General features: G+C 36.1%; 19 protein-coding genes and 1 other RNA gene. 18 read left to right on the top strand and 2 right to left on the bottom strand.

The window, feature by feature from the left end:
* The first annotated feature begins 3 nt into the window (after positions 1-3).
* The 11 genes from CD138_RS04690 to CD138_RS04640 all read left to right on the top strand — a co-directional run bounded on the left by CD138_RS04690 (position 4) and on the right by CD138_RS04640 (position 11,086).
* Positions 4-597 (top strand): DUF1405 domain-containing protein, encoded by a 594-nt coding sequence (locus CD138_RS04690; RefSeq protein WP_026066783.1) that lies wholly within the window; start codon positions 4-6, stop codon positions 595-597.
* Positions 598-635: 38 nt separating this feature from the next.
* On the top strand, positions 636-1,334 hold the full coding sequence (locus tag CD138_RS04685; protein WP_019167610.1) for a zinc metallopeptidase: 699 nt from the start codon (positions 636-638) through the stop codon (positions 1,332-1,334).
* Between the two features lie 178 nt (positions 1,335-1,512).
* Positions 1,513-1,836 carry a nucleotide pyrophosphohydrolase gene (locus CD138_RS04680; RefSeq protein WP_019167611.1) on the top strand — a complete coding sequence of 108 codons (324 nt, stop codon included), beginning with the start codon at positions 1,513-1,515 and terminating at the stop codon, positions 1,834-1,836.
* A gap of 15 nt (positions 1,837-1,851) precedes the next feature.
* Positions 1,852-2,976: an N-acetyl-alpha-D-glucosaminyl L-malate synthase BshA gene (gene bshA, locus CD138_RS04675; protein WP_019167612.1), complete on the top strand. Its 1,125-nt coding sequence runs from the start codon at positions 1,852-1,854 to the stop codon at positions 2,974-2,976.
* Between the two features lie 3 nt (positions 2,977-2,979).
* A complete protein-coding gene (locus CD138_RS04670; protein WP_019167613.1) occupies positions 2,980-4,182 on the top strand; it encodes a CCA tRNA nucleotidyltransferase in 1,203 nt (400 codons plus the stop codon).
* Positions 4,166-5,137 carry a biotin--[acetyl-CoA-carboxylase] ligase gene (locus CD138_RS04665; RefSeq protein WP_019167614.1) on the top strand — a complete coding sequence of 324 codons (972 nt, stop codon included), beginning with the start codon at positions 4,166-4,168 and terminating at the stop codon, positions 5,135-5,137. The genes CD138_RS04670 and CD138_RS04665 overlap by 17 nt, the downstream gene beginning before the upstream one ends.
* Before the next feature lie 27 nt (positions 5,138-5,164).
* Positions 5,165-7,867 (top strand): helicase C-terminal domain-containing protein, encoded by a 2,703-nt coding sequence (locus CD138_RS04660; RefSeq protein WP_019167615.1) that lies wholly within the window; start codon positions 5,165-5,167, stop codon positions 7,865-7,867.
* Positions 7,868-7,934: 67 nt separating this feature from the next.
* Positions 7,935-9,227, top strand: a complete 1,293-nt coding sequence (gene asnS / locus CD138_RS04655; protein WP_019167616.1) for an asparagine--tRNA ligase — start codon at positions 7,935-7,937, stop codon at positions 9,225-9,227.
* 170 nt (positions 9,228-9,397) lie between these two features.
* Positions 9,398-10,090, top strand: a complete 693-nt coding sequence (locus CD138_RS04650; protein WP_019167617.1) for a DnaD domain-containing protein — start codon at positions 9,398-9,400, stop codon at positions 10,088-10,090.
* Positions 10,080-10,751, top strand: a complete 672-nt coding sequence (nth, locus tag CD138_RS04645; RefSeq protein WP_019167618.1) for an endonuclease III — start codon at positions 10,080-10,082, stop codon at positions 10,749-10,751. Before CD138_RS04650 ends, nth begins: the two co-directional genes overlap by 11 nt.
* Entirely contained in the window at positions 10,751-11,086 is a 336-nt protein-coding gene (locus CD138_RS04640; protein ID WP_026066785.1) for a YpoC family protein, read from the top strand. Before nth ends, CD138_RS04640 begins: the two co-directional genes overlap by 1 nt.
* Positions 11,087-11,233: 147 nt before the next feature.
* Here the strand turns inward: CD138_RS04640 and CD138_RS04635 are convergent, their stop codons facing one another.
* Both CD138_RS04635 and recU read right to left on the bottom strand, forming a co-directional pair.
* Positions 11,234-13,444: a transglycosylase domain-containing protein gene (locus CD138_RS04635; RefSeq protein ID WP_019167620.1), complete on the bottom strand. Its 2,211-nt coding sequence runs from the start codon at positions 13,442-13,444 to the stop codon at positions 11,234-11,236.
* Positions 13,441-14,067, bottom strand: a complete 627-nt coding sequence (gene recU, locus CD138_RS04630; protein WP_019167621.1) for a Holliday junction resolvase RecU — start codon at positions 14,065-14,067, stop codon at positions 13,441-13,443. The genes CD138_RS04635 and recU overlap by 4 nt, the downstream gene beginning before the upstream one ends.
* A 192-nt stretch (positions 14,068-14,259) precedes the next feature.
* On the opposite strand from recU, the gene CD138_RS04625 reads away from it, so the two are divergent.
* The 7 genes from CD138_RS04625 to CD138_RS04595 all read left to right on the top strand — a co-directional run bounded on the left by CD138_RS04625 (position 14,260) and on the right by CD138_RS04595 (position 22,510).
* On the top strand, positions 14,260-14,601 hold the full coding sequence (locus tag CD138_RS04625) for a DUF1798 family protein (RefSeq protein ID WP_019167622.1): 342 nt from the start codon (positions 14,260-14,262) through the stop codon (positions 14,599-14,601).
* Entirely contained in the window at positions 14,594-15,151 is a 558-nt protein-coding gene (locus CD138_RS04620) for an SLOG family protein (RefSeq protein ID WP_019167623.1), read from the top strand. The genes CD138_RS04625 and CD138_RS04620 overlap by 8 nt, the downstream gene beginning before the upstream one ends.
* A 19-nt stretch (positions 15,152-15,170) precedes the next feature.
* Positions 15,171-15,506, top strand: a complete 336-nt coding sequence (gene gpsB / locus CD138_RS04615; RefSeq protein ID WP_019167624.1) for a cell division regulator GpsB — start codon at positions 15,171-15,173, stop codon at positions 15,504-15,506.
* Between the two features lie 41 nt (positions 15,507-15,547).
* Positions 15,548-15,934: RNase P RNA component class B (rnpB, locus tag CD138_RS04610), an RNA gene on the top strand.
* 875 nt (positions 15,935-16,809) lie between these two features.
* Positions 16,810-17,937, top strand: coding sequence for a THUMP domain-containing class I SAM-dependent RNA methyltransferase (locus CD138_RS04605; protein WP_019167625.1), 1,128 nt, complete (start codon positions 16,810-16,812; stop codon positions 17,935-17,937).
* 34 nt (positions 17,938-17,971) lie between these two features.
* Positions 17,972-18,889, top strand: coding sequence for an EamA family transporter RarD (rarD, locus tag CD138_RS04600; protein WP_019167626.1), 918 nt, complete (start codon positions 17,972-17,974; stop codon positions 18,887-18,889).
* 165 nt (positions 18,890-19,054) lie between these two features.
* Positions 19,055-22,510 carry a dynamin family protein gene (locus CD138_RS04595; RefSeq protein ID WP_019167627.1) on the top strand — a complete coding sequence of 1,152 codons (3,456 nt, stop codon included), beginning with the start codon at positions 19,055-19,057 and terminating at the stop codon, positions 22,508-22,510.
* The last annotated feature ends 2 nt before the right edge of the window (positions 22,511-22,512 follow it).

The raw sequence follows: 22,512 nt of genomic DNA, 5'->3' as shown, positions 1-22,512 counted from the left end.
ATTATGTGGACTGCGCTACAAAACATGTTGATCTATCAACGCCCCATACTCATATTAGTCATTGTGAGCAATATTTTAGGGACGATTTATGGTTATATTTGGTATGCACCACAGCTTTTAAGGTCGCCATGGTATTTTTGGCCATTTATTCCAGATAGTCCAACTGCGACACTATTTTTAGTGATAAGTTTGGTGTTACTTTTATTGAACAAAAAGAATGCCATCATTGATACACTTGCTTTCATCACATTATTGAAATATGGTGTGTGGGCAGTCATGATGAATTTCCTGTTATTTATAGAAGATAATACGATTTACATCATGGGTGTGATGCTCATCATTTCTCATGGTATTATGGCCATTCAAGCATTAATATTTTTACCACAATTCAAATTTACGTTGATGAGTTTAGCCGTAGCTATCATTTGGATTTTCCATAATGATGTGGTAGATTATGTTTTTCATCAATATCCGGTCTATGGTGGACTCGGACATTACGAATCACAAATTGGTTACCTCGCTTTCTGGTTATCAGTACTCCCAATTTTATTTGTCATTTATCAGCTCAGCAAGGGTAAAAAGATTGACCAAGTTTGATGTAACCAGTACAATAATATTATAAAGGAGTGAACATAATGTCTTTAATGTCTTTGATTATTTATTTTGTAATTATTATGATCCTCCCAATGTATGCACAACACCAAGTTAAATCTAACTATGAAAAATACTCTCAAGTTAGATCAACAAGTGGCAAGACGGGACGAGACGTAGCATTAGAAATTTTACACGCAAATGGCATCTATGATGTCGAAGTTAAAGAAGGTCAAGGGTTTTTAACTGACCATTACGACCCTAAAAACAAAGTCGTAGTGTTATCACCTTCAAACTACAATAAACCAAGTGTTGCCGGAACTGCAATTGCCGCTCATGAAGTTGGGCATGCAATCCAGCACTACGAAGGTTATTTCTTTCTACGTTTCCGTACTGCATTAGTACCTGTTGCAAATCTCGGTAGTTCATTGTCATATATTTTCATTATGGCTGGGATTATCATGACTGCCTTACACATGGCAATTGGTTCAACTGCATTGTGGATCGGTATTTTCTTAATGGCATTTGCTGTATTGTTCTCCATTGTCACGTTGCCAGTCGAGTTTGACGCGAGTAAACGTGCAATGAATCAAATCCAAAAAATGCAAATCGTGAATGAAAAAGAATATAAGCATGCGGGTCGTGTATTAAGAGCAGCAGCAATGACATACGTTGCAGCGACAGCCGTTGCAGTTGCTGAGCTTGTTCGTTTAATTTTAATCGCACGTTCAGCAGATCAATAATATTTCAAAAAGAGTTGGGGGATATACGCCCAGCTCTTTTTTTATTTTTGTAACAAGGGATTCTTTTTATACTGTTATAGAAAATCGTGTTTGATGCATTAAAAAGGTGCATAGATTGCTCTATGCCACACATTTCATGTAAGATAAAGAAGAATGAAAACAGAAAGGATGTCATATGATGAATCGATCACTCTCCGATATGCAAAAAGAAGTAGATACATACATTTCACAGTTTAAAACAGGATATTTTTCTCCTCTCGCAAACCTTGCCCGCTTAACCGAAGAAGTAGGCGAGCTCGCACGTGAAATCAACCATTATCATGGAGAGAAAAAGAAAAAAGACAGTGAAGCCGAAAATACAGTCGAAGCTGAACTCGGTGACAATCTATTTGTTCTCCTTTGTCTCGCAAATTCACTCGATATCGATATGACAGAAAGCTTTAACCAAACGATGGAAAAATTCAACAAACGAGATAAAAATCGGTTTGAAAGAAAGACATAAAGGAGTATTACTTATATGAAAATTGGCATCACTTGTTATCCCTCAGTCGGTGGTTCAGGGATTATAGCAACAGAACTCGGTATTTTAATGGCTGAACGAGGGCATGAAGTGCATTTTATTACTTCAAATATGCCGTTCCGCCTAAATAAACCGGTACCTAATATCACTTTTCATCAGGTAGATGTGAATCAATATGCAGTATTCCAATATCCACCTTATGATATTTCGTTAAGTACGAAAATCGCAAATGTCATTAATGAGTATGACCTAGATATACTACACATGCATTATGCGATTCCACATGCGATTTGTGGGATTTTAGCGAGACAAATGTCTGGAAAAGATATTAAAATTATGACGACCTTGCACGGGACGGATATTACAGTGCTCGGTTACGATCATTCATTACGAAATGCCATTAAATTCGGTATTGAACAAAGTGATATTGTAACAAGCGTCAGTGAATCTCTAAAAAAGGAAACCAATGAAATTATTGCGCCTCAAAAAGAGATTGTTCCGATATACAATTTTGTCCGAGAATCCGAATTTCCAACGGGTTACAATTCAGATTTAAAAGAGAGTTATGGTATTGGCCAAGACGAAAAAGTTTTTATCCATGTGTCGAATTTCCGAAAAGTGAAACGGATTGATACGATGATTGACACTTTCGCGCTCGTCCACCAACGCATTAAATCTAAATTGTTACTTATTGGTGACGGTCCTGAACTACAAGATATGCGCATGAAAGTACGTGAAATGGGACTTTCTGAAGACGTACTCTTTTTAGGAAAGCAAGATTGCATGAGTAATTTTTATCAAATGTCTGATATTGTGTTATTGATGAGTGAGAAAGAAAGCTTTGGGCTGACTTTGTTAGAAGCGATGAAAACAGGTGTCGTGCCTATTGGAACAAGGGCAGGTGGCATTCAAGAAGTGATTAAGCATAACGAAACAGGGTTCTTAGTCGACATCGGTGATAGTCAAACGGCAGCTGATTATGCGATAAAATTATTAACAGACGATGCATTGTATCAATCGTTACGTGAAAATATGTTAAAAGATGTTACTGAACGCTTTGATTCACAAATTATCGCAGACCAATATGAACATTACTATAAAAAAATGATAGGGGATTTGTAGTTCATGAATCGATCTCAATTTGAATTAGCCAAACCCATTTTAGAGCGATTAATTCAACATGGATATGAAGCATATTTTGTTGGTGGCTCAGTGAGAGATTTTATTATGAATCGACCTATCCATGATGTAGATATGACGACGAATGCAACACCTGATGAAATCGAGACACTCTTTGAACATACGATTCCAATCGGCAAAGAACACGGCACCATCAATGTTGTGTGGAATCATGAAAATTATGAAGTGACAACTTTTCGTGCTGAAGCTGAATATGTGGACCATCGCCGACCTACAGAAGTTTATTTTGTAAGAGATCTGTATCAAGATGTGGAACGACGTGATTTTACGATGAATGCCATTGCGATGGATATACATTATCAACGAATTGACCATTTTGAAGGTGAACGCGATATTGAACAACGTATGATTCGTACGGTGGGCGATGCAAAAACTCGCTTTGATGAAGACGCATTAAGAATATTACGGGGGCTTCGATTTAAATCACAACTCGGCTTTACGATTGAGGATGCAACGTTTGAAGCGATGTCACACCAAATGGCAGATTTAGAATATTTATCCATTGAACGTATCATGAATGAATTGAGGTTATTAGTAAATGGTGCATATATTGCCGAAACTTTGCCGTTACTTCATTCATTACAAATGTGGCGTTATATCCCGTATTTCAGAGATATTGATGTCGAAACGATGGTACTGAATACACCTATCGATATCGAATCTTTTTTAGCCATTCTCAGTTATCGCACAGATCATCAAGCGTTTAAACCTTTAAAACTTAGTAATGTACAAGTACGAACAATCCAAACGTTAGTATCAGCCATTCAAAGTGCGCAAACCATTGCTACTCGAACTCAACTCCAACAATTTGTATACGATTTTGGCATTGACGTCGCACTTAAAATCAATGCATTGCGACCGGTATTAGAAGATAATCAAATTCATATAGCATCACCCGTTATTTTAAATGGCGCAATCATACAAAATGTTTGGAGTGATTTACCTATTCAGTCACGTCAAGATTTAGCTATAGATGGTCAATTACTCATGCAAGCGTTCCAATTAAAAGGGGGACCATGGATTAAAGAAGTATTACGCAGAGTTGAATGTGCTGTGATTCAACGTCAAGTCAACAATCAAACAGAAGCTATCATTGAATGGGTGAGAACACATGTCAAAATATCTTGATCAAATATTAGAATTATTAACAGATGCAAGACCTGATTATATTTCAGGACAGACGATTGCAGAACAATTAAATATTTCGCGGATGACGGTTAAAAAAGCGATGGACCAATTAAAAGCAGAAGGATTTTCTATTGATTCGATTCACAATAAAGGACATCAACTCAAAACTTTGCCACCAACATGGCATAATGGGATTTTGGCTTCAATTTTTAAACACCAATCGCTTATTGAACATTTTCAAACCTATCCTTCCGTCGATTCCACACAACAAGTCGCTAAAAAGGCAATTTTGAATGATGATCGGACGATGCTCATCCTAAGTGACGAGCAAACAGCTGGAAAAGGTCGCTTCAAACGTGTATGGCAGTCTTCAAAAGGGAAAGGATTGTGGATGTCACTTGTATTAAGACCTAACATCCCTTTTTCAATGCTGACAACTTTTAACTTATTTATGTCGTTAGCGATTAGTGAAGCGATTCAATCATTGAGTACATCAAAAGTTGAAATTAAATGGCCTAATGATATTTACATAGATGGTCAAAAAGTATGCGGTTTTCTTACGGAAATGGTAGCAAACGCAGATGGAATTGAAGCTGTCATTTGTGGTATTGGTATTAATTTAAACCATGACGTAGAAGATTTTGACGATACATTACGGCAGACTGCAACAAGCGTTAAATTGCACTATGGACAAAACGTCAATCGTTATGACTTTTTAGAACATTTGATGCAATGCATTGACGTGCGATATCAACAATTTTTGACTGAACCCTTTACGACAATTAAAGATGAATATATTCAGCGTTCAAATATTTGGAATAAACCATTGCGCTTTACAGAAGGCAAACAACAATTTTACGGTAAAGTTATTGAAATTGACGATCAAGGCTTCTTACTTGTCGTTGATGGTAATGGAGATTTCCACCGTTTAATGAGTGCAGATATTGATTTTTAATCCAAACAGAGAGAAAGGAGGGGGCATATGGCGCATCAACCCTGTTATGCTGTTGTCGATTTAGAAACAACAGGCAACCAAGCAGATTATGATGAGATCATTCAAATTGGAATTACTTTTGTCCGTAACAACCAAATTATTGACCAATATCACTCAATGATTAAAACCGACTTAACAATTCCAACTTTTATTCAAGCATTAACTTCCATTGAAGAAGAAATGTTAAACCAAGCACCTTATTTTAAAGAAGTCGCACATGAAATTTATACGAAAATTAAAGACTGTGTTTTCGTCGCGCATAACGTGAATTTCGATCTCAATTTTTTAAAGCGTTCATTCAAAAAATGCCATATTCATTATCAACCGAAAAAAGTCATTGATACGTTAGAACTTTTTAAAATTGCATTTCCAACAGAAAAAAGCTATCAATTGACTGAGTTGGCTGAATCATTAGGCATCCCACTCACACAAGCACACCGCGCAGATGAAGACGCACATACGACAGCGCGAATTATGATTTTGGCGTTTCAAAAGTTTGAGGTCTTACCAGTTAACACAAAAAAGCAACTGTATTATTTAAGTAAACAATTAAAATATCAGTTGGATGACTATTTTTTCGAACAAGTGCGATTACATGACGCAGCAAAAGAGATGACGGGTTCGAATCAATTTGAACAAATTCATTATCAAGCACCACCCGATTTTGAAAAAGGTCATATTCAATTTGATGGCGATTTGACGTCATTGTATCAAACAATAGTTGACGCCTGTCATTATCAATATCGTGAAGAGCAACTTTATATGGCACAAATTGTGTTCGAGCAGCTCATGCATAACGAAAAAGCACTCATAGAAGCAGATACTGGCAGTGGAAAATCACTCGCTTATTTGGTTGCATCATTGATGTATTATATTGAAACTGGTGAACATGTCATGATTTCAACAAATACAAAAATGTTGCAAAATCAGCTGTTATTACAGGATATTCCGAAAATTAACGAAGCCCTTAATGTCTCTATCAATGCGACGTTAATTAAAAGTAAACAAGATTATATTTCGTTAGGTCTGATTAGCCAAGTGCTGAAAGATGAAACAACCAACTATGATGTCAATTTATTAAAAATGCAATTACTCATGTGGATACTCGAAACACGTACAGGGGATATTCAAGAACTGAGTTTACGTGGCGGTCAAAAAATGTATTTTGAACAAAAAATCGAAACATATGTGCCCCTACGTAAAGACTTTCATTATTACAATCACATCCGTAGCAATGCATCTCAAATTCAAATTGGGATAACTAACCATGCACATTTATTATATTCATCCCCAGAGCATACCCTTTATCAAATGTTTAAACATTGCATTATTGATGAAGCACATCGCTTACCTGATTATGCGATTGACTGTGCCATTCATGCATTCGGTTATGCGGACATCAAGTATCAATTAGGCTTAATTGGCAAAACAGAAAACGAAAAACTGTTAAAACAAGTGGACCAACTTGAACAGCAACGTATTTTACAAGAATTAGACATCCCACCCATCGATGTGTTCAGTATTAAACAAGATATCATTGAAATTCATGACATGAACGAACACTTTTTTGACCACATTTTCAATCAAGTACATGAAGGACAATTGTATGAGGATGAAGCATCGAAATTACACTATGCCTATGATCTAGAACGTGATCAACTCATTCCGTTGCTGCATCAATATATTTCTAAAATTAATGTCACACTTGAACATTTCAATAATATGAAACATAAAGTGGTTAAAACGTTACGTAAACATTTGTTATATATTGTGGATCAATTACGGGCAATCGAAACAGGACTTAAAGCAGGACATTTATTTTATATATCATTAAAAAATATCCATCAAAAGTCGACGATTAAAATCCATATTAAGGACGCATCGATTAAACAATTGTTAACGGAAAAGATTTTAAAACAGTTCGAATCGATTTCATTCGTTTCAGGCACATTGACGTTTAATGGCTCTTTTAAAAACTATCAAAAATGGTTTGAAGCTGATGTGCATTTCCAAACATACAAAATCACGTCAGAACATACAAATAACGCCAACGCCCATATTTTTGTGCCGAATGATATCAAGCGCTACAATTATCAAAACCAAGAGGCGTATATCCAAACAATTGTCGAATATATTGCACGTTATGTAACAACTGTAGATAGCAAGTGTCTCGTGCTCTTCACGAGTTATAAAATGTTGTATAGCGTCATGGATTATTTAAATCAAATGGCTGAATTTGAAGATTATGTCATTTTATCGCAACAACAAAGTCAAAATTATAAAATCGTACAACAGTTCAATCATTTTGATAAAGCGATATTACTAGGAACGAGTACATTTTTTGAAGGTTTTGATTATCAAGCGCATGGCATTAAATGTGTCATGATTGCAAAATTACCATTTATGAATCATCATGCTGTCAAACCGATGTTACTCGCCAATGAATTTAATAATGTGTTCAAGGATTATGTTTTACCTGAAGCTGTCCTACGATTTAGACAAGGACTAGGGCGATTATTGAGGAATGAAAATGATCAAGGGATTGTGGTTTCTTTTGATAATCGCTTGATGCATAGTCAATATCGACACTTTTTCCAAAATACATTCACACATTTTCAACAACATCAAGGTAACATACAGCAATTTGGACAATTACTCCATAAAATGCAATCGCAGCTGAATCAATCATGATGTGGTAGAAGTTCTGCAATAGTTTTGTTAAAATAAGAACAGTATTAAAACATATAGGAGAATGGTTATGAAAACAACGATTAAAGAAGCAAAGAATAAAATCGGCCAAGAAGTCACAATTGGTGCTTGGCTCGCAAATAAACGTTCAAGCGGTAAAATCGCATTCTTACAATTACGCGACGGTACAGGATTTATGCAAGGTGTTGTCGTAAAAGCAGATGTCGATGAGGAAATTTTCCAACGTGCGAAATCATTAACACAAGAAACATCTTTATATGTGACTGGTGAAATTACTGAAGACAACCGTTCAGACTTGGGTTATGAGATGCAAGTCAAAAACATCGAAATCATCCATGAAGCACACGACTATCCGATTACACCTAAAAATCATGGTACTGAATTTTTAATGGATCACCGTCACTTATGGTTGCGTTCTAAAAAACAACATGCTGTGATGAAAATTCGTAACGAAATCATCCGTGCAACATATGAATTTTTCAATGAAAATGGCTTCACAAAAATTGATCCACCGATTTTAACAGCGAGTGCACCAGAAGGTACAAGCGAATTGTTCCATACAAAATACTTTGATGAAGATGCGTTTTTATCACAAAGTGGTCAACTGTATATGGAAGCAGCAGCGATGGCATATGGTAAAGTATTCTCATTTGGACCGACATTCCGTGCTGAAAAGTCAAAAACACGTCGTCATTTAATTGAATTCTGGATGATTGAACCTGAAATGGCATTTACAACACATGCGGAAAGCTTAGAAGTGCAAGAAGCTTATGTCACTTATGTTGTACAATCTGTGCTTAAAAACTGCAAAATTGAGTTAAAATTATTAGAACGTGACACATCTAAATTAGAAAAAGTACAAGCGCCGTTTCCACGTATTTCTTATGACGATGCGATTAAGTTTTTACATGAAGCAGGTTTTGACGATATCGAATGGGGCGATGACTTCGGTGCACCACATGAAACAGCTATTGCGAATCATTACGACTTGCCTGTATTTATTGTTAACTATCCAACAAAAATCAAACCATTCTACATGCAACCAAATCCAGAAAATGAAGACACAGTGCTTTGTGCGGATTTAATTGCACCTGAAGGCTATGGTGAAATTATCGGTGGCTCTGAGCGTATTAACGACCTTGCGTTATTAGAGCAACGCATCGATGAACATCAACTCGATACAGAAAGCTATCAATATTACTTAGATTTACGTAAATATGGTAGTGTGCCGCATAGTGGTTTTGGCTTAGGTTTAGAACGTACTGTTGCATGGATCGCTGGTGTTGAACATGTGCGTGAAACGTCACCATTCCCACGTTTATTAAATCGTTTATATCCATAATAGTATGGCGATGTGGATAGTTTAAAACGCACTACATCCTTTACGAGGGTGAGAGGATGAAATTCTTTTACAATTAGAATTTCACACTCACTCTCTTTTTATTCTATCTAAAGCAGACTGTTGAAAATCGCATTGTTGTCACATCAAAATGTGTAATAGGAGGGGAATGAATGAACCAACGAGAACTGCAAATACGACCTGTTGTGATTCGCTATGAATTGCTTGAGCATTATCAAGAATTAGGTCTTAACGAGAATGATTTAGTGATTTTGATTAAAATTTTATATACCTATGAAATTTCTAATGAACAACCTTCTATTGATATGTTAAAAAAGGGGACAACGATGCAATCTTCAGAAGTAACTGCGATTATACAAAAATTAATCCAGCTCGGTTTGTTAGCAATGCGCGTCGAAAAAAATAGTGAGGGTAAATTTACTGAATATATTAATCTTGATGGTTTTTACGAACAATTGGCGTCTGTATTTAAACAAATTGAACAATCCAAAGAAACAATTTCTGAAGAGGAAGCCTTTAAACGCGTGTTTAAAAAAATCGAAACGGCATTTGGTCGCCCATTATCACCATTAGAGATTGAACATTTAAATCAATGGATTGACGTCGATCATTATGCTATTGAATTGATTGATGCTGCAATTGATGAAGCACTGGCACATCAAAAGCCATCACTCAAATACATTGATCGTATTTTATTGAATTGGCAAAAAAATAATGTCACAACAGTGAAAGACGCACAACCGATAAGGGAGAAATTTAAAAAGCAACCTCAACAATCTTCTGAAAAAACAGAGCACATTCCGAAATTTAATTGGCTGAAAGGAGAGAATCCTTTTGATAAGTAAAAAGAAAGCACTTGAAATGATTGATGTTATTGATCAGATGTTTCCGGACGCACAATGCGAACTCGTACATCAAAATCCATTCGAATTAACCATTGCTGTTGTACTCTCAGCTCAATGTACTGACAACACAGTCAATCGTGTGACAAAAGATTTGTTTCAGAAGTATCACACGCCTGAAGACTATTTAGCAGTAGAATTAGAAGAGTTACAGCAAGATATTCGCTCAATCGGGCTCTATCGTAATAAAGCAAAAAATATTCAAAAATTATCGCAATCTTTACTTGATCAATACGATGGGGAAGTGCCGCATACACACGAACAACTTGAAAACTTGGCAGGTGTTGGGAGAAAAACAGCCAACGTCGTCATGAGTGTCGCATTTGGTGAACCTGCTCTTGCGGTCGATACACATGTCGAACGCGTGTCTAAACGATTAGGCATTTGTCGTTGGAAGGATAGTGTGACGGAAGTAGAGCGTCGACTGACTTCAATCATTCCGAGAGAACGTTGGACGAAGAGTCACCATCAATTAATTTTTTTCGGTCGTTATCACTGTTTAGCGAAAAAACCAAAGTGCGGTGCTTGTCCATTGTTTGAGGATTGTCGTGAAGGACAGAAACGTTATCGTGCATCATTGAAGAAGGCAGCAGATGCCTCATGATGAATCATCAAGAGATTATTGAAAATATGTCGCAAATTGAAAGCAGATTAGACGAATTCGCAAAACAACGCAAAATTGGCCGTGACGTATCGATAACACTGTTAGATGATTATTATGATTTGTTAATCCGTTACTTTAATATGATCAATGAAGTGCAAGATTATCGCCTTGTGAATCAAGACAGTTTACGTATTGTGCCATTCAATATTGATGAACGTTTTGCATATATAGAGACACGCAAGCACCATTATATGGGATATCAACAAATGAAGACGTTAAAATCCGAATTAGTGAAGATGTATGCGGCATATCGCGCACGTCATCGATTATCGTAAATTTGATGGTTTTCATAATTAAAGGAAGACTGAGTAAAACGCTACATTTTACAGTCTTCCTTTTTTATTTTGTTTTGCACAAATGATTACTGGAAATCTATATAAAAAAGGAGCGGGGGATGAACCCTGCTCCTTTTTATATAGCATTTAACGATTAAATAAGTTACCGAAAATACCATTATTATTACCGTTATTGCCTTGTTGTGAATTACTATTACCATTGTTCAAATTCTGACCGTTGTTGCCGTTTCTATTGTTGTTAGAACTTGAACCACTGTTTGTACCATTACTTGATTCTGTAAAGTTACTTGTTGTATTGCCGTCAGGTGACTTCGCAACGTAGAGGCTCTTACCACTACCTGCAACAGAGTCAGGACGTGTAAAGTCTGAACCGTCACGTGGACTAATATCACTCATGACATCTCTGAAAAGTAATTGTGGATATTTTTGTTCGCTACTGCCGACAAATGAGTTTTCACCATATTGTTTTACTTCACTAAAGCCCATCCATACAGACATTGTATATTTCGGTGTAAAACCTGAAATCCAAACGTCTTTCGCAGCTGAGTCAGGTAAATTGTATTGTTGATATGTTTCTGCACCATACGTACCTGTACCTGTTTTAGCAGCCATGTTTACGCCATCGACTTTGTTACCATATGCAGAACCGTAAGCTTCAAATGTACCTTTTAAAATCTCAGTAATCATGTAAGCTGTGTAGTCATTCATTGCTTTATGGCTCGTAAAATCAAATTCAATCGTATTTCCATTGGCTTCTACTACTTTTTTGATTGAATGCGCTTTGTTATACGTACCACCATTTGCAAACGATGCATAAGCTGATGCGAGTTGAGTAGGTGAGAATTCAGAAGATGAACCACCTAATACTTCTGAAGGTCCAATATCCGTATTTTCATACTCTAAACCAACTTTTTTCGCAAAGTCTGTCGGTGCGTTATTACCTGCTTGAGATTTAACTTGTTGCCATGTTTTCAATGCAGGAATGTTGAAACTTTGACGTAGTGCATCATAAATGGACACGGTACCATGACTTTGTTGGTCATAGTTTCTGAATGTCGCACCATCAATGTTATACGCTGATTCATCTTGGATAGAATGGTTTGTCGCCCATTGCATGTTATCAATTGCAGGACCATATGCCAAGAATGGTTTTAATGTCGAACCAGTTGGATGTGCGTCAGTCGCTTGGTTACGCTCAACGACATCTTTGTAGTTACGGCCACCTGAAATCGCAGCGAGGGCACCTGTTTTGCTGTCCACGATAGTCGAACCTACCATTTGATCATCATTTTTATAGTAGCCACCATTATCAATACGATTTTGTAAACTGTTTTGCGCATCTTTATCCATGTAAGTGTAGATTTTGATACCGCTGTTAAGAAGGTCTGATAAATTTTGTCCTTTAAATTCAGGATTGTTCATCAGCTCTTGTTTCACAAAGTTTACGTAAGAGTTGTATTGTTCTGAATCATCATCTGGTTTGATTTGTCTATCTTCAGCTGAACGTTGTACGAGATTTTCAGTAATCGGCGTATCTTGCGCTTCTTTTTTCTCTTTTTCAGAAATGCGGTTGTGATAAGCCATTAAGTACAATACTGTATCTTTACGTTTTTCAGCTTCTTCTGGATGATCGTATATGTTGTATGTGTTTGGAACTTGCGGTAAACCTGCAAGATAAGCAGATTCAGCTAAGTTAAGGTCTTTTAAGTCTTTATCGAAGTAGTATCTTGCTGCAGCCTTAATGCCATATACACCATCAGAATAGTAAATTTTGTTAAGATACATTTGGAAAATTTCATCTTTAGAATATTCCTGTTCTAAACGATAAGATAAATACGCTTCTTGTGCTTTACGTTCAATGGATTTTTGATCCGTTAAAAACGTTCGTTTAACCACTTGTTGTGTCAACGTTGAAGCACCTTGTGAACCAAAACCACCCGTAATGTTTTTCAAAACGGCACCGAATAAACGTTTATAGTCTAGGGCACCATGTTCATAGAATCGGTTGTCTTCAGTTGCAAGTACAGCCTCTTTCATCGTATCTGGAACATCTTTTAGATCCACATGTTCTCGTCTTGCACCATTATCAAGCGTTTTAACGAGTTCGTCATCTTTATCATAAATTTTTGCTGGGCTTGGATCCTGGAGTTTAGACTCATTAAATGCAGGTGCTTTCCAAGCATAATATGCGAAAAGCAATACAGATAAGAGTGCTAAGATGACAAATGCTAATACTAAAAAGCTCAACACTTTAATGATCGTACGCTTGATGTTCTTATTCTTTTTTTGATCGGACTTCTTTTTCGTTTGCTTAGAAGTCCCTTTCTTTTCCGTCATAAGCGGTCCTCACTTTCATCTAATATCAACTTATCAATTGCACTGAGGTAATCTAATCTTGGTTGATACTGATAAGGAATATAGTAACCATTTTCTTGAATTTCTTCAACCTTAATTGATTTTTTTCCATTATTTAAGTAGCGCTCCCAAAACGGAAAAAATCGCTTAAACGGCAAGAGATAAACTTCATTGATTCCTTTAAATCGGAGTAGCAAAAAAACAATTCCTCCATGAGCCACTGCTTGTTTCATATGTTCAACTTGATGCGCATGGATGTTTTGTAACGGAAAAGACGTTTTGTTTTTCGTTTCCTTTGCCTCAAAATCAATGTAATAGCCCTTATAAACACCATTATAATCAGTAGTTGAAGGCGTTCGAAAATAAGCCTCTTTAATTACAGCTTGACTGCGTTTTGGATAATCCACATGGACAATTTGCACAGGTGTTGGTTTCTTATGAATCACAGCACGTCCTGTATTTAAATAATATTGGTTGGAGCTTTCAATATCATTTTCTAATGTCATTCCGCGCCCACCATATTTAATTTTACTCGATTTGTTTGTCCGAGCACTTCCGACTTGAGTCTGACTTGGCTTAAAAGGCTTACCATTAGGATAATTCATTTGTCTCACCTACAATCCATGTTTTTTCCTATAAACATGATAGGATAGGCGTTTTATAAATCGAAAGGATTCATAAACTGACATTATTGTAACATACATAAGCGTTTAACGTGACCTAAAATCATTTACAGTTAAAATATTTCATCATATTATGATAAAATTAATATAGTTTGATGAAAGGTGTCAGAAATCATGCAAATTGTCATACAACAGTTAATTCACGATTTAACAACTATTTCGCAACGTTATGAAGCCGCTCGAGCAGGACGACAATATGATTTTTACAACGAAGTGCAGCCATTTGTGCAACAAGTTGATGCACACTTACAATCATTAGAGCGCTATCAACACACCATTTCAAAACAAAAATATTTCAATATAAACAAATTACATCGCATGTCCTCTCTTATGGCAGAGCTCGTCGTCGCATGTCATCAATCCACAACAAGTAAAAAATTGTTTATAGATCAATACAAAGCCGTTCAACATGATCTGAACTACTTATCGCAACTGGAGTGTGACACACATGTATAAGACGATGTATTTGACGGGTTACAAATCATACGAGCTACAAATATTCAATGATAACGCCCCTGAAGTAACTTATTTAAAAAAATTTATGACACAAAAATTAATTCAATATATAGAGGAAGGTTTAGAATGGGTGTTAATCCAAGGTCAATTGGGTATTGAATTATGGGGAGCCGAATGTGTCATTGCATTGAAAGAAACATATCCTGAACTGAAACTAGGTGTCATCACGCCATTTTTAGAACATACATCTAAATGGAATGAACAAAATCAGTTCAAGTATCAACATATTATTGAACATAGCGATTATGTTAACAGTGTGCATCAGCATACATATGAAGGTCCATTCCAATTTCAACAAGCCGATCAATTCATGTTAGACCATACGGATATTACCATATTAATCTATGATGAAGAACAACCTGCAAGCCCACAATTTTTCAAAAAGAAGTTAGTTGATTTTGTTGAAAAAACAAACTATACTTGTGATATTGTGACGTTTGACGAAATTACGAACTTTATCAATGATTTACAATGGTCAGAAGAAATTTAAATCAAATGAGGTGGAACAGATGTCAGATGTTTCGTTAAAATTATCAGCAAAAGACATTTACGAAAAAGATTTTGAAAAAACAATGGTTCGTGGCTATCGTCCCCAAGAAGTAGATGCTTTTTTGGACGATATTATTGCGGATTATCAAAAAATGTCAGACCTAAATAATGAAGTCATCAAATTATCAGAAGAAAATCACAAACTAAAAAAAGAGATTGAAGATTTACGTATTCGTGTTGCCTCTAGTCGACCACAAGATAATAAGAGTTTCGCAAGTCAAAGTTCGAACCAAAATAATAATGTAGATATTTTAAAACGAATTTCTAATCTTGAAAAAGCAGTCTTTGGAAAATAGGGATTGTTTTTTAATTAAAAAATGCTATAATTTTTTGAGGATATTTCGTGTAATCGCTATATGTTTCGGCATATAGAGGAAAGTCCATGCTCACACAGTCTGAGATGACTGTAGTGTTCGTGCTTGATGAAACCATAAGTCAAGGCAATATTCGATATTGACGGCAACGACCTAACCTAAGTCTTTTGATAGGGTTACATTAGTTTGAAAGTGCCACAGTGACGTAGCTTTATTAGAAATAATGAAGGTGGAACGCGGTAAACCCCTCGAGTGAGCAATCCAAATTTGGTAGGAGCACTTGTCTAACGGAATTCAACGTATAGACGAGGAAAAGTACAGCATACTTTTCAGACAGATGATTACAACTGAAGTACCAGTGAAACTAGTGCACGTAACGAGTACATCAGTACAGAACATGGCTTATAGAAATATCCCAAACTAGTCACCTTAGGGCTGGAACGTCTTGTTCCAGCCCTTCAATTTGTCTTGACATCACATGGAATAAGAATCAATATCAAAATATAGAGTACTTCCTTATCATAGGGGAAAACAATCAAATTTTAGAGGAAGGGGTAATGCATTTTTTGATGTCATTTTTTCTTAGCTTTATAAGATTGCTATCATGTATTCGCGTTTTCCAACGATTTCTCATCTTAGTTGTTTTTAAAGCTGTGTGAGTTACGAATCTCCTTAAATTCAATTTATGTGGATGTAAAACATAGAAATTGTGACTTTGAAAATGACATCTACATTTCTTATGACCGAAATTTGATTACAAGAACTGCCCGACACTCCCGAGGGATCAGACGTAGCCGAAAATGTTGCAACATCTCTATTTAATAAAGCGTTGGCAAGTAAATTTATGGTATTAAATTTGTTTTTGGGGGAATTATGAGACTTGGTGATTGCAACTGTTTGTCATCATGACTTTCTTGATTGCAAAACGAGGCGAGACTCCTGAGGCATAAAGCCGAAACCGAAAATCCATTCAATAAGAGAAACAACTATAACAAAAACAAATGATCTATTTTTGAAAATGACATTTACTTTTCTTATGTCCGAAATTTGATTACAAGAACTGCCCGACACTCCCGAGGGATCAGACGCAGCCGAAAATCCAATTCGGCTTCCATCAAATGTACCCTATCATCAAGCCGAATTTAGTTGAGGCAAGTCCCCTGGGAAAGGGAGGGCAAGTTCTGTAATCAAGTAATAAAGTCAATAAACACTCACATATATAATAAAAAAAGTGCAATAATATGAAAAGAAATACATAACCTAATATTCAAAAGGAGGAATTTTCGTGTATCAACTATTAGCGGTTTGTCCAATGGGGCTTGAAGCGATTGTCGCCAAAGAAATTCAAGACCTAGGTTACGACACACGTGTAGAAAACGGACGCATTTATTTTGAAGGAGACGCCTCAGCCATCGTTCAGGCGAATTTATGGTTGCGCACTGCAGATCGCGTCAAACTGATCGTGGGGCAATTTGAAGCCGTGACTTTTGATTCCTTATTCGAACAAACGAAAAATTTACCATGGGAACATTTCATTCCTGCAGATGGTCAATTTCCAGTGCAAGGTCGTAGTTTAAAATCAAAATTATTCAGCGTCCCAGATGTGCAAGCGATTACGAAAAAGGCAATTGTCGAACGTTTGAAAAATGCCCACCAAGTGTCAGGTTGGCTCGATGAATCAGGCGCAAAATATCCTGTCGAAGTAGCGATTTTAAAAGATAAAGTATTATTAACGATTGATACTTCTGGTTCGGGTTTGAATAAACGTGGCTATCGCCTTGCGCAAGGTGAGGCACCGATTAAAGAAACACTCGCTGCGAGTTTAGTGAAATTAGCCAATTGGACGGGTAACACACCACTTATCGATCCATTTTGTGGTTCTGGTACCATTGCCATTGAAGCGTGTTTAATTGCTCAAAATATCGCACCTGGTTTTAATCGTTCATTTGTCTCTGAACAGTGGGACATGATTCCAGCAGGACTATATGACCAAAAACGTGCAGAAGCTGATGAACTGGCTGATTATGATAAAGAAATAGAAATTTATGCTTCAGATATTGATCCTGATATGGTCGAAATTGCAAAACGAAATGCTGATGAAGTCGGTGTTGGCGATATTATCCGCTTCGAAGTAAAAGATGTGAACACACTTACAATTGAGCATGAAGGTCCAATTGGCTTAATTGGTAACCCGCCATATGGTGAACGTATTGGGGATCGCGAAGAAGTTGAAGAGATGTACCGTAATCTAGGTACGTTAATGCAAAATCATCCAAATTTATCTCTTTATATTATGACGAGCAACAAAGAGTTTGAATATCTTGTGAATCGAAAAGCTACAAAACGACGCAAGTTATTTAATGGTTATATTGAGACAACCTATTACCAATACTGGGCCAATCAAAAATCTTAAGCCGCTATGAATCTATACGAAAAGAGGGAGTACTTTGTATCAAGATAAAGAATTTAAAAAGGGCATTCTTTTCGCTTTATTGGCTTATGTCATGTGGGGCACATTGCCATTATATTGGGCACTCATTCACGATGTCGATCCGATTGAAACGCTGATGTACCGTATCGTTTTATCACTCATTTTTATGTTAATTCTGTTACCGATCATTGGACGATGGCAACAGTTTTCTCAAGATATGGCACAATTAATGGCGAAACCGTTTAAACTGTTTATTATAATATTAGCGGGTTATATCGTTACAGTAAATTGGGGTACGTTTATCTATGCGATTGATGCAGGATTTGTCTTACAAACAAGTTTAGGTTATTATATCAATCCTCTTGTCAGCATTTTGCTATCCATGCTATTTTTTAAAGAACGTTTTAATCGTCTCGAATGGTTGGCAATCCTATTTGCTGTACTGGGTGTCGTTTATATGACATTAAAAGTAGGAGAATTTCCATACATTTCGCTAATTTTAGCATTTTCATTTGGTATATACGGTTTACTGAAAAAACTCGTTCCGATGTCTGCATTGAGTAGCATCACAGTCGAATCACTTGCGACGGCACCCATGGCAATCATTTATTTAATTATCGTTGGTCAGGCTGCCGATTTAAGCATTGGATGGAATATGTCAACATTTTGGTTGCTCTTTTCTGGGGCTGTGACTGCATTACCGTTACTTTCATTTTCAGAAGGGGCTATCCGTATTCCGTTATCATTAATGGGCTTTATTCAATATGTCGGACCGACGCTTATCTTTTTACTCGGCATTTTTGTATTTAAAGAACCGTTTAATGTCGACCAATTCATTACATTTTGCTTTATTTGGGTCGGGATTGTGATTTATGTCATATCTCAAATCATTAAAATTAAAAAACGCCCACAACCATTAAAATATCAAAATTAATTTAAAGATCAGCTAACATCGTACATGGATTGTGCGGTGTTATTTTTTTTATATGAGATTTACAAGAAAAATGCGATATTTTATGAACGCTCCGATAGCATTTATCTTAACAAACCCATATAATACATAAATATAGACGTTTAAAACAAGGGGAATCCAATTTCTATGCAAAATCAAGAACAACTGGATATTTTATATAAACTCAAAAAAGAAGTGGAGAAGTCAGACCATTCCGCTTTCATACATACGATTAACCAAATGATTAAAAAAGTGTATTTGAACCATTACACGATGACCTTTGTCGGCCATTTTTCAGCTGGTAAATCGACGGTCATTAATCGTCTCATCGGACAAGATATTTTACCAAGTTCGCCTGTCCCGACTACGAGTAATACCGCATTAGTGACTGTTGCTGATGAAACAGGAATTACAGCCAATATTGAAGGTCAAAAGTATACGCAACTCAACTCTTATGATGATGTTAAACAAATGAATCGCGAAAATTTTCAAGTTGAATCCATCGACATTCGCATACAAAGCGATGCATTCCGAAACGGCTTTACATTCCAAGATACGCCAGGTGTCGATTCCAATGTACAATCACATAGTTTACAGACGGAACAATTTCTCTATACAAGTAACATCGTCTTTTATACCGTCGATTATAACCACGTTCAATCTGCACTGAACTTTCAATTTATGAAACGATTGAATCGCGCGAGTATCCCTGTTGTTTTCATTATTAATCAAATTGATAAACATGATGACAATGAGCTTCATTTTGAAACTTTCCAAGCACGCGTTGAACAATCTATTACAGAGTGGGATATTGATTTACTCGAAACATTTTATATTACAAAATTCGAACACCCTCATAACGAATTCGAACTGTTACGTGCATTCATTATGGAACAAGATCAACATCGAGAAGCTGTAGAAGATTATGTTGCACGTATGAAGCAATTTATTCATCAACATCAATTAGATTATTTACAACACGAAATGGATGACATTCTAGAGCAACTCAATATTGAAGCTGCACAGTTCGATCAAGCGTATCAAACACATCAACAAAATGAAACAATCAGTGAAGAAGCGCAATTATTAAATGATGCGCACGCTTTGAAACATTATTTAAAAGATAAACGGCGTTCGATTATAGACAATGCGTACATCATGACACACGAGATGCGCGAAACGATTCGTTATTACCTTGAAAGCATGACGAAAGATTTTAAAGCAGGTGGATTGTTCAATAAAAAGAAAAAAACAGAAGAAGAACATGAAACCCGTCTGAATGCAATGATGACAGATTTACAAAGCAAAGTGGATCATCAAATTATTAAACCGATGCAAGAGGATTTGTCATTTCTGACGCGCTTTATTAATGATACGGAGATAAACCAACGTATTTTAAATCAAAAATTGACATTACCTGCACCGATTGTCACAGACCTGTATCAGACCCAAATTCAAATTACAAATCAATATGTGCTCACTTTTTCAAATGATTTAATGAAAGCCATCAAACAATATATTTTAAAAGAACAGGAACCACTTGATGATACCATAATTGAAAATGTGCACGCTGAAGAACATTTAGTTGATGAGTCAAATGATAATGCCATGTATTCACGTTATATCGAATTGCGTAATTTAGCTCAATCATTGAAAACTGAAAATTACCGTCATTACTATATTCATATGGAAGACTCACTAGATCGTTTAATTGACCGTACTGAAATTCAATACCAGCCGAAAACAGATTCAGACAAATTAACAGAGACTACACCACAAGCGTCAACAACGACTGAGAATGTATCAGGGATTGATAACGAACGCATCGATCAAGCGTTAAGCATCGTTAAAAATATACCACTATTTAAATCAAGTGTGAAAAATATCGAAGCTACACGTGCAAGAATGCAAGATCAAAAAGTTAAAATTGGTGTTTTTGGAACATTCAGTGCTGGTAAAAGTAGTTTGATTAATGCGTTGTTAGGGGACAGTTATTTGACAAGTTCACCTAATCCTACGACAGCAGCAACGACTGAAATTGCATATGGTGACACACATCACATTACCTTTAAATCACCTGAAATGTTACTTCAAGAGATTAATGATGTGTTTGAATTAGAGGGGCGACAATTTGATCATATCGAAGCCTTTTTAGAAGCTGATACAGACAAATTAAAAGGACGTATTGAGAAAAGTCGCTTAGCATTTATTCATGCGATTGAAAAAAATTATGCGCTTTATCAATCGTATATCGCAAAAGGTTTAGAGCATCCAATTAAAGCTTCAGAAGTACAACAATGGAGTGCTGAAGATGCATATGCGACATTTGTGCAAACGGTGCATTTAAGATTACCGCTTGAGTGGTTAAAAGACAAAATTATTGTTGACTCATTAGGTTTACATTCTAACAACCAACGCCATACAAATGAAACAGAAAAAATACTCACAACTTCTGATTTAATTTTATATGTAAGTTATTTTAATCACGCATTTACTGATAACGACAAAGCATTTATCGAACATATGAAAAATATGAATCAACTGAAAGAACACCAAGCTTTCAAAATGGTTATTAATGCGACAGACTTAGCTGAAAATGAAGCAGACAAACAGGCAGTTCGTGATTACGTCAAAAATGCGTTAATGCAAGTTCAAATGCATCCTGAAATCTTTGCGGTATCGAGTCGCGCTGCATTAACAGAAGGGGACGTAGGTGTTCAACAATTAAAAGCTAGTATTTCACAGTTTTCAGAAGTGGAATCAAAACATATTTTAGAAGCCAAGGTATATGATCAGTTACGCTACATCCAACAATCATACGACCAAATGATTGACGATCACACGTCCAATGCTGAAAAAATGCAGCAAGTTAAACAGCAATTACAGCAAATGCGTCAAAAAGCCATTTTTAACACGCAAAGTTTAAACGCGATTCGACAAAAACTGATAAACGAAATAGAAGACCAAATGTATCACTTAAATGAACGCTTAAAAATTCAATTGCTGGATAATGTAAAAGCTGTATATAACACACAAATGACGAATTCCAATCATTTCAATGAGGAAAAACGCCAATCGACCAAAACTTATTTAAATCAGCTACACCAAAAATTATACTTAGAACAAACATTGATGATTGAACGGATTAAATACTTCTTTAATCAGGCGTTACAACAAGAAATGGCACCGAAAATTAAATCTTTTCATCAATATCACATTTTATTACCAGATATTGAGTCTATTGAAGTCGCACCGATAGAAGATTCATTTTTAACGATTTCATTAGATGCGATGGTCAATGCACTCCCGAAACAATTGACTAAGAAAAACATTTTACAACCTCAAGTGCAAAAACAAATACAGGCGGAAATTAAAGATGAAACAATCGACTTATTACAACCTCGATTAGCCGATTTACGTCAATCGCTAGAATCCATGCTTTTGACATTAACATCAAAAGCGCAACAAGCACTTGAACAAATTGAAACACAAGCACAAGAAGAAATCGACACAGTGTTAGCTGTCGAAATGGATGATGCACTCATTGCACAATTACAAACGGAATCACCAAAATTATTTGAAATACTTAATTCAAAGGACTGAAA

The sequence above is a fragment of the Staphylococcus intermedius NCTC 11048 genome, from assembly GCF_002902385.1.
Taxonomy (GTDB): Bacteria; Bacillota; Bacilli; order Staphylococcales; family Staphylococcaceae; genus Staphylococcus; species Staphylococcus intermedius.
This window is presented reverse-complemented; position numbering and strand designations above follow the sequence as displayed.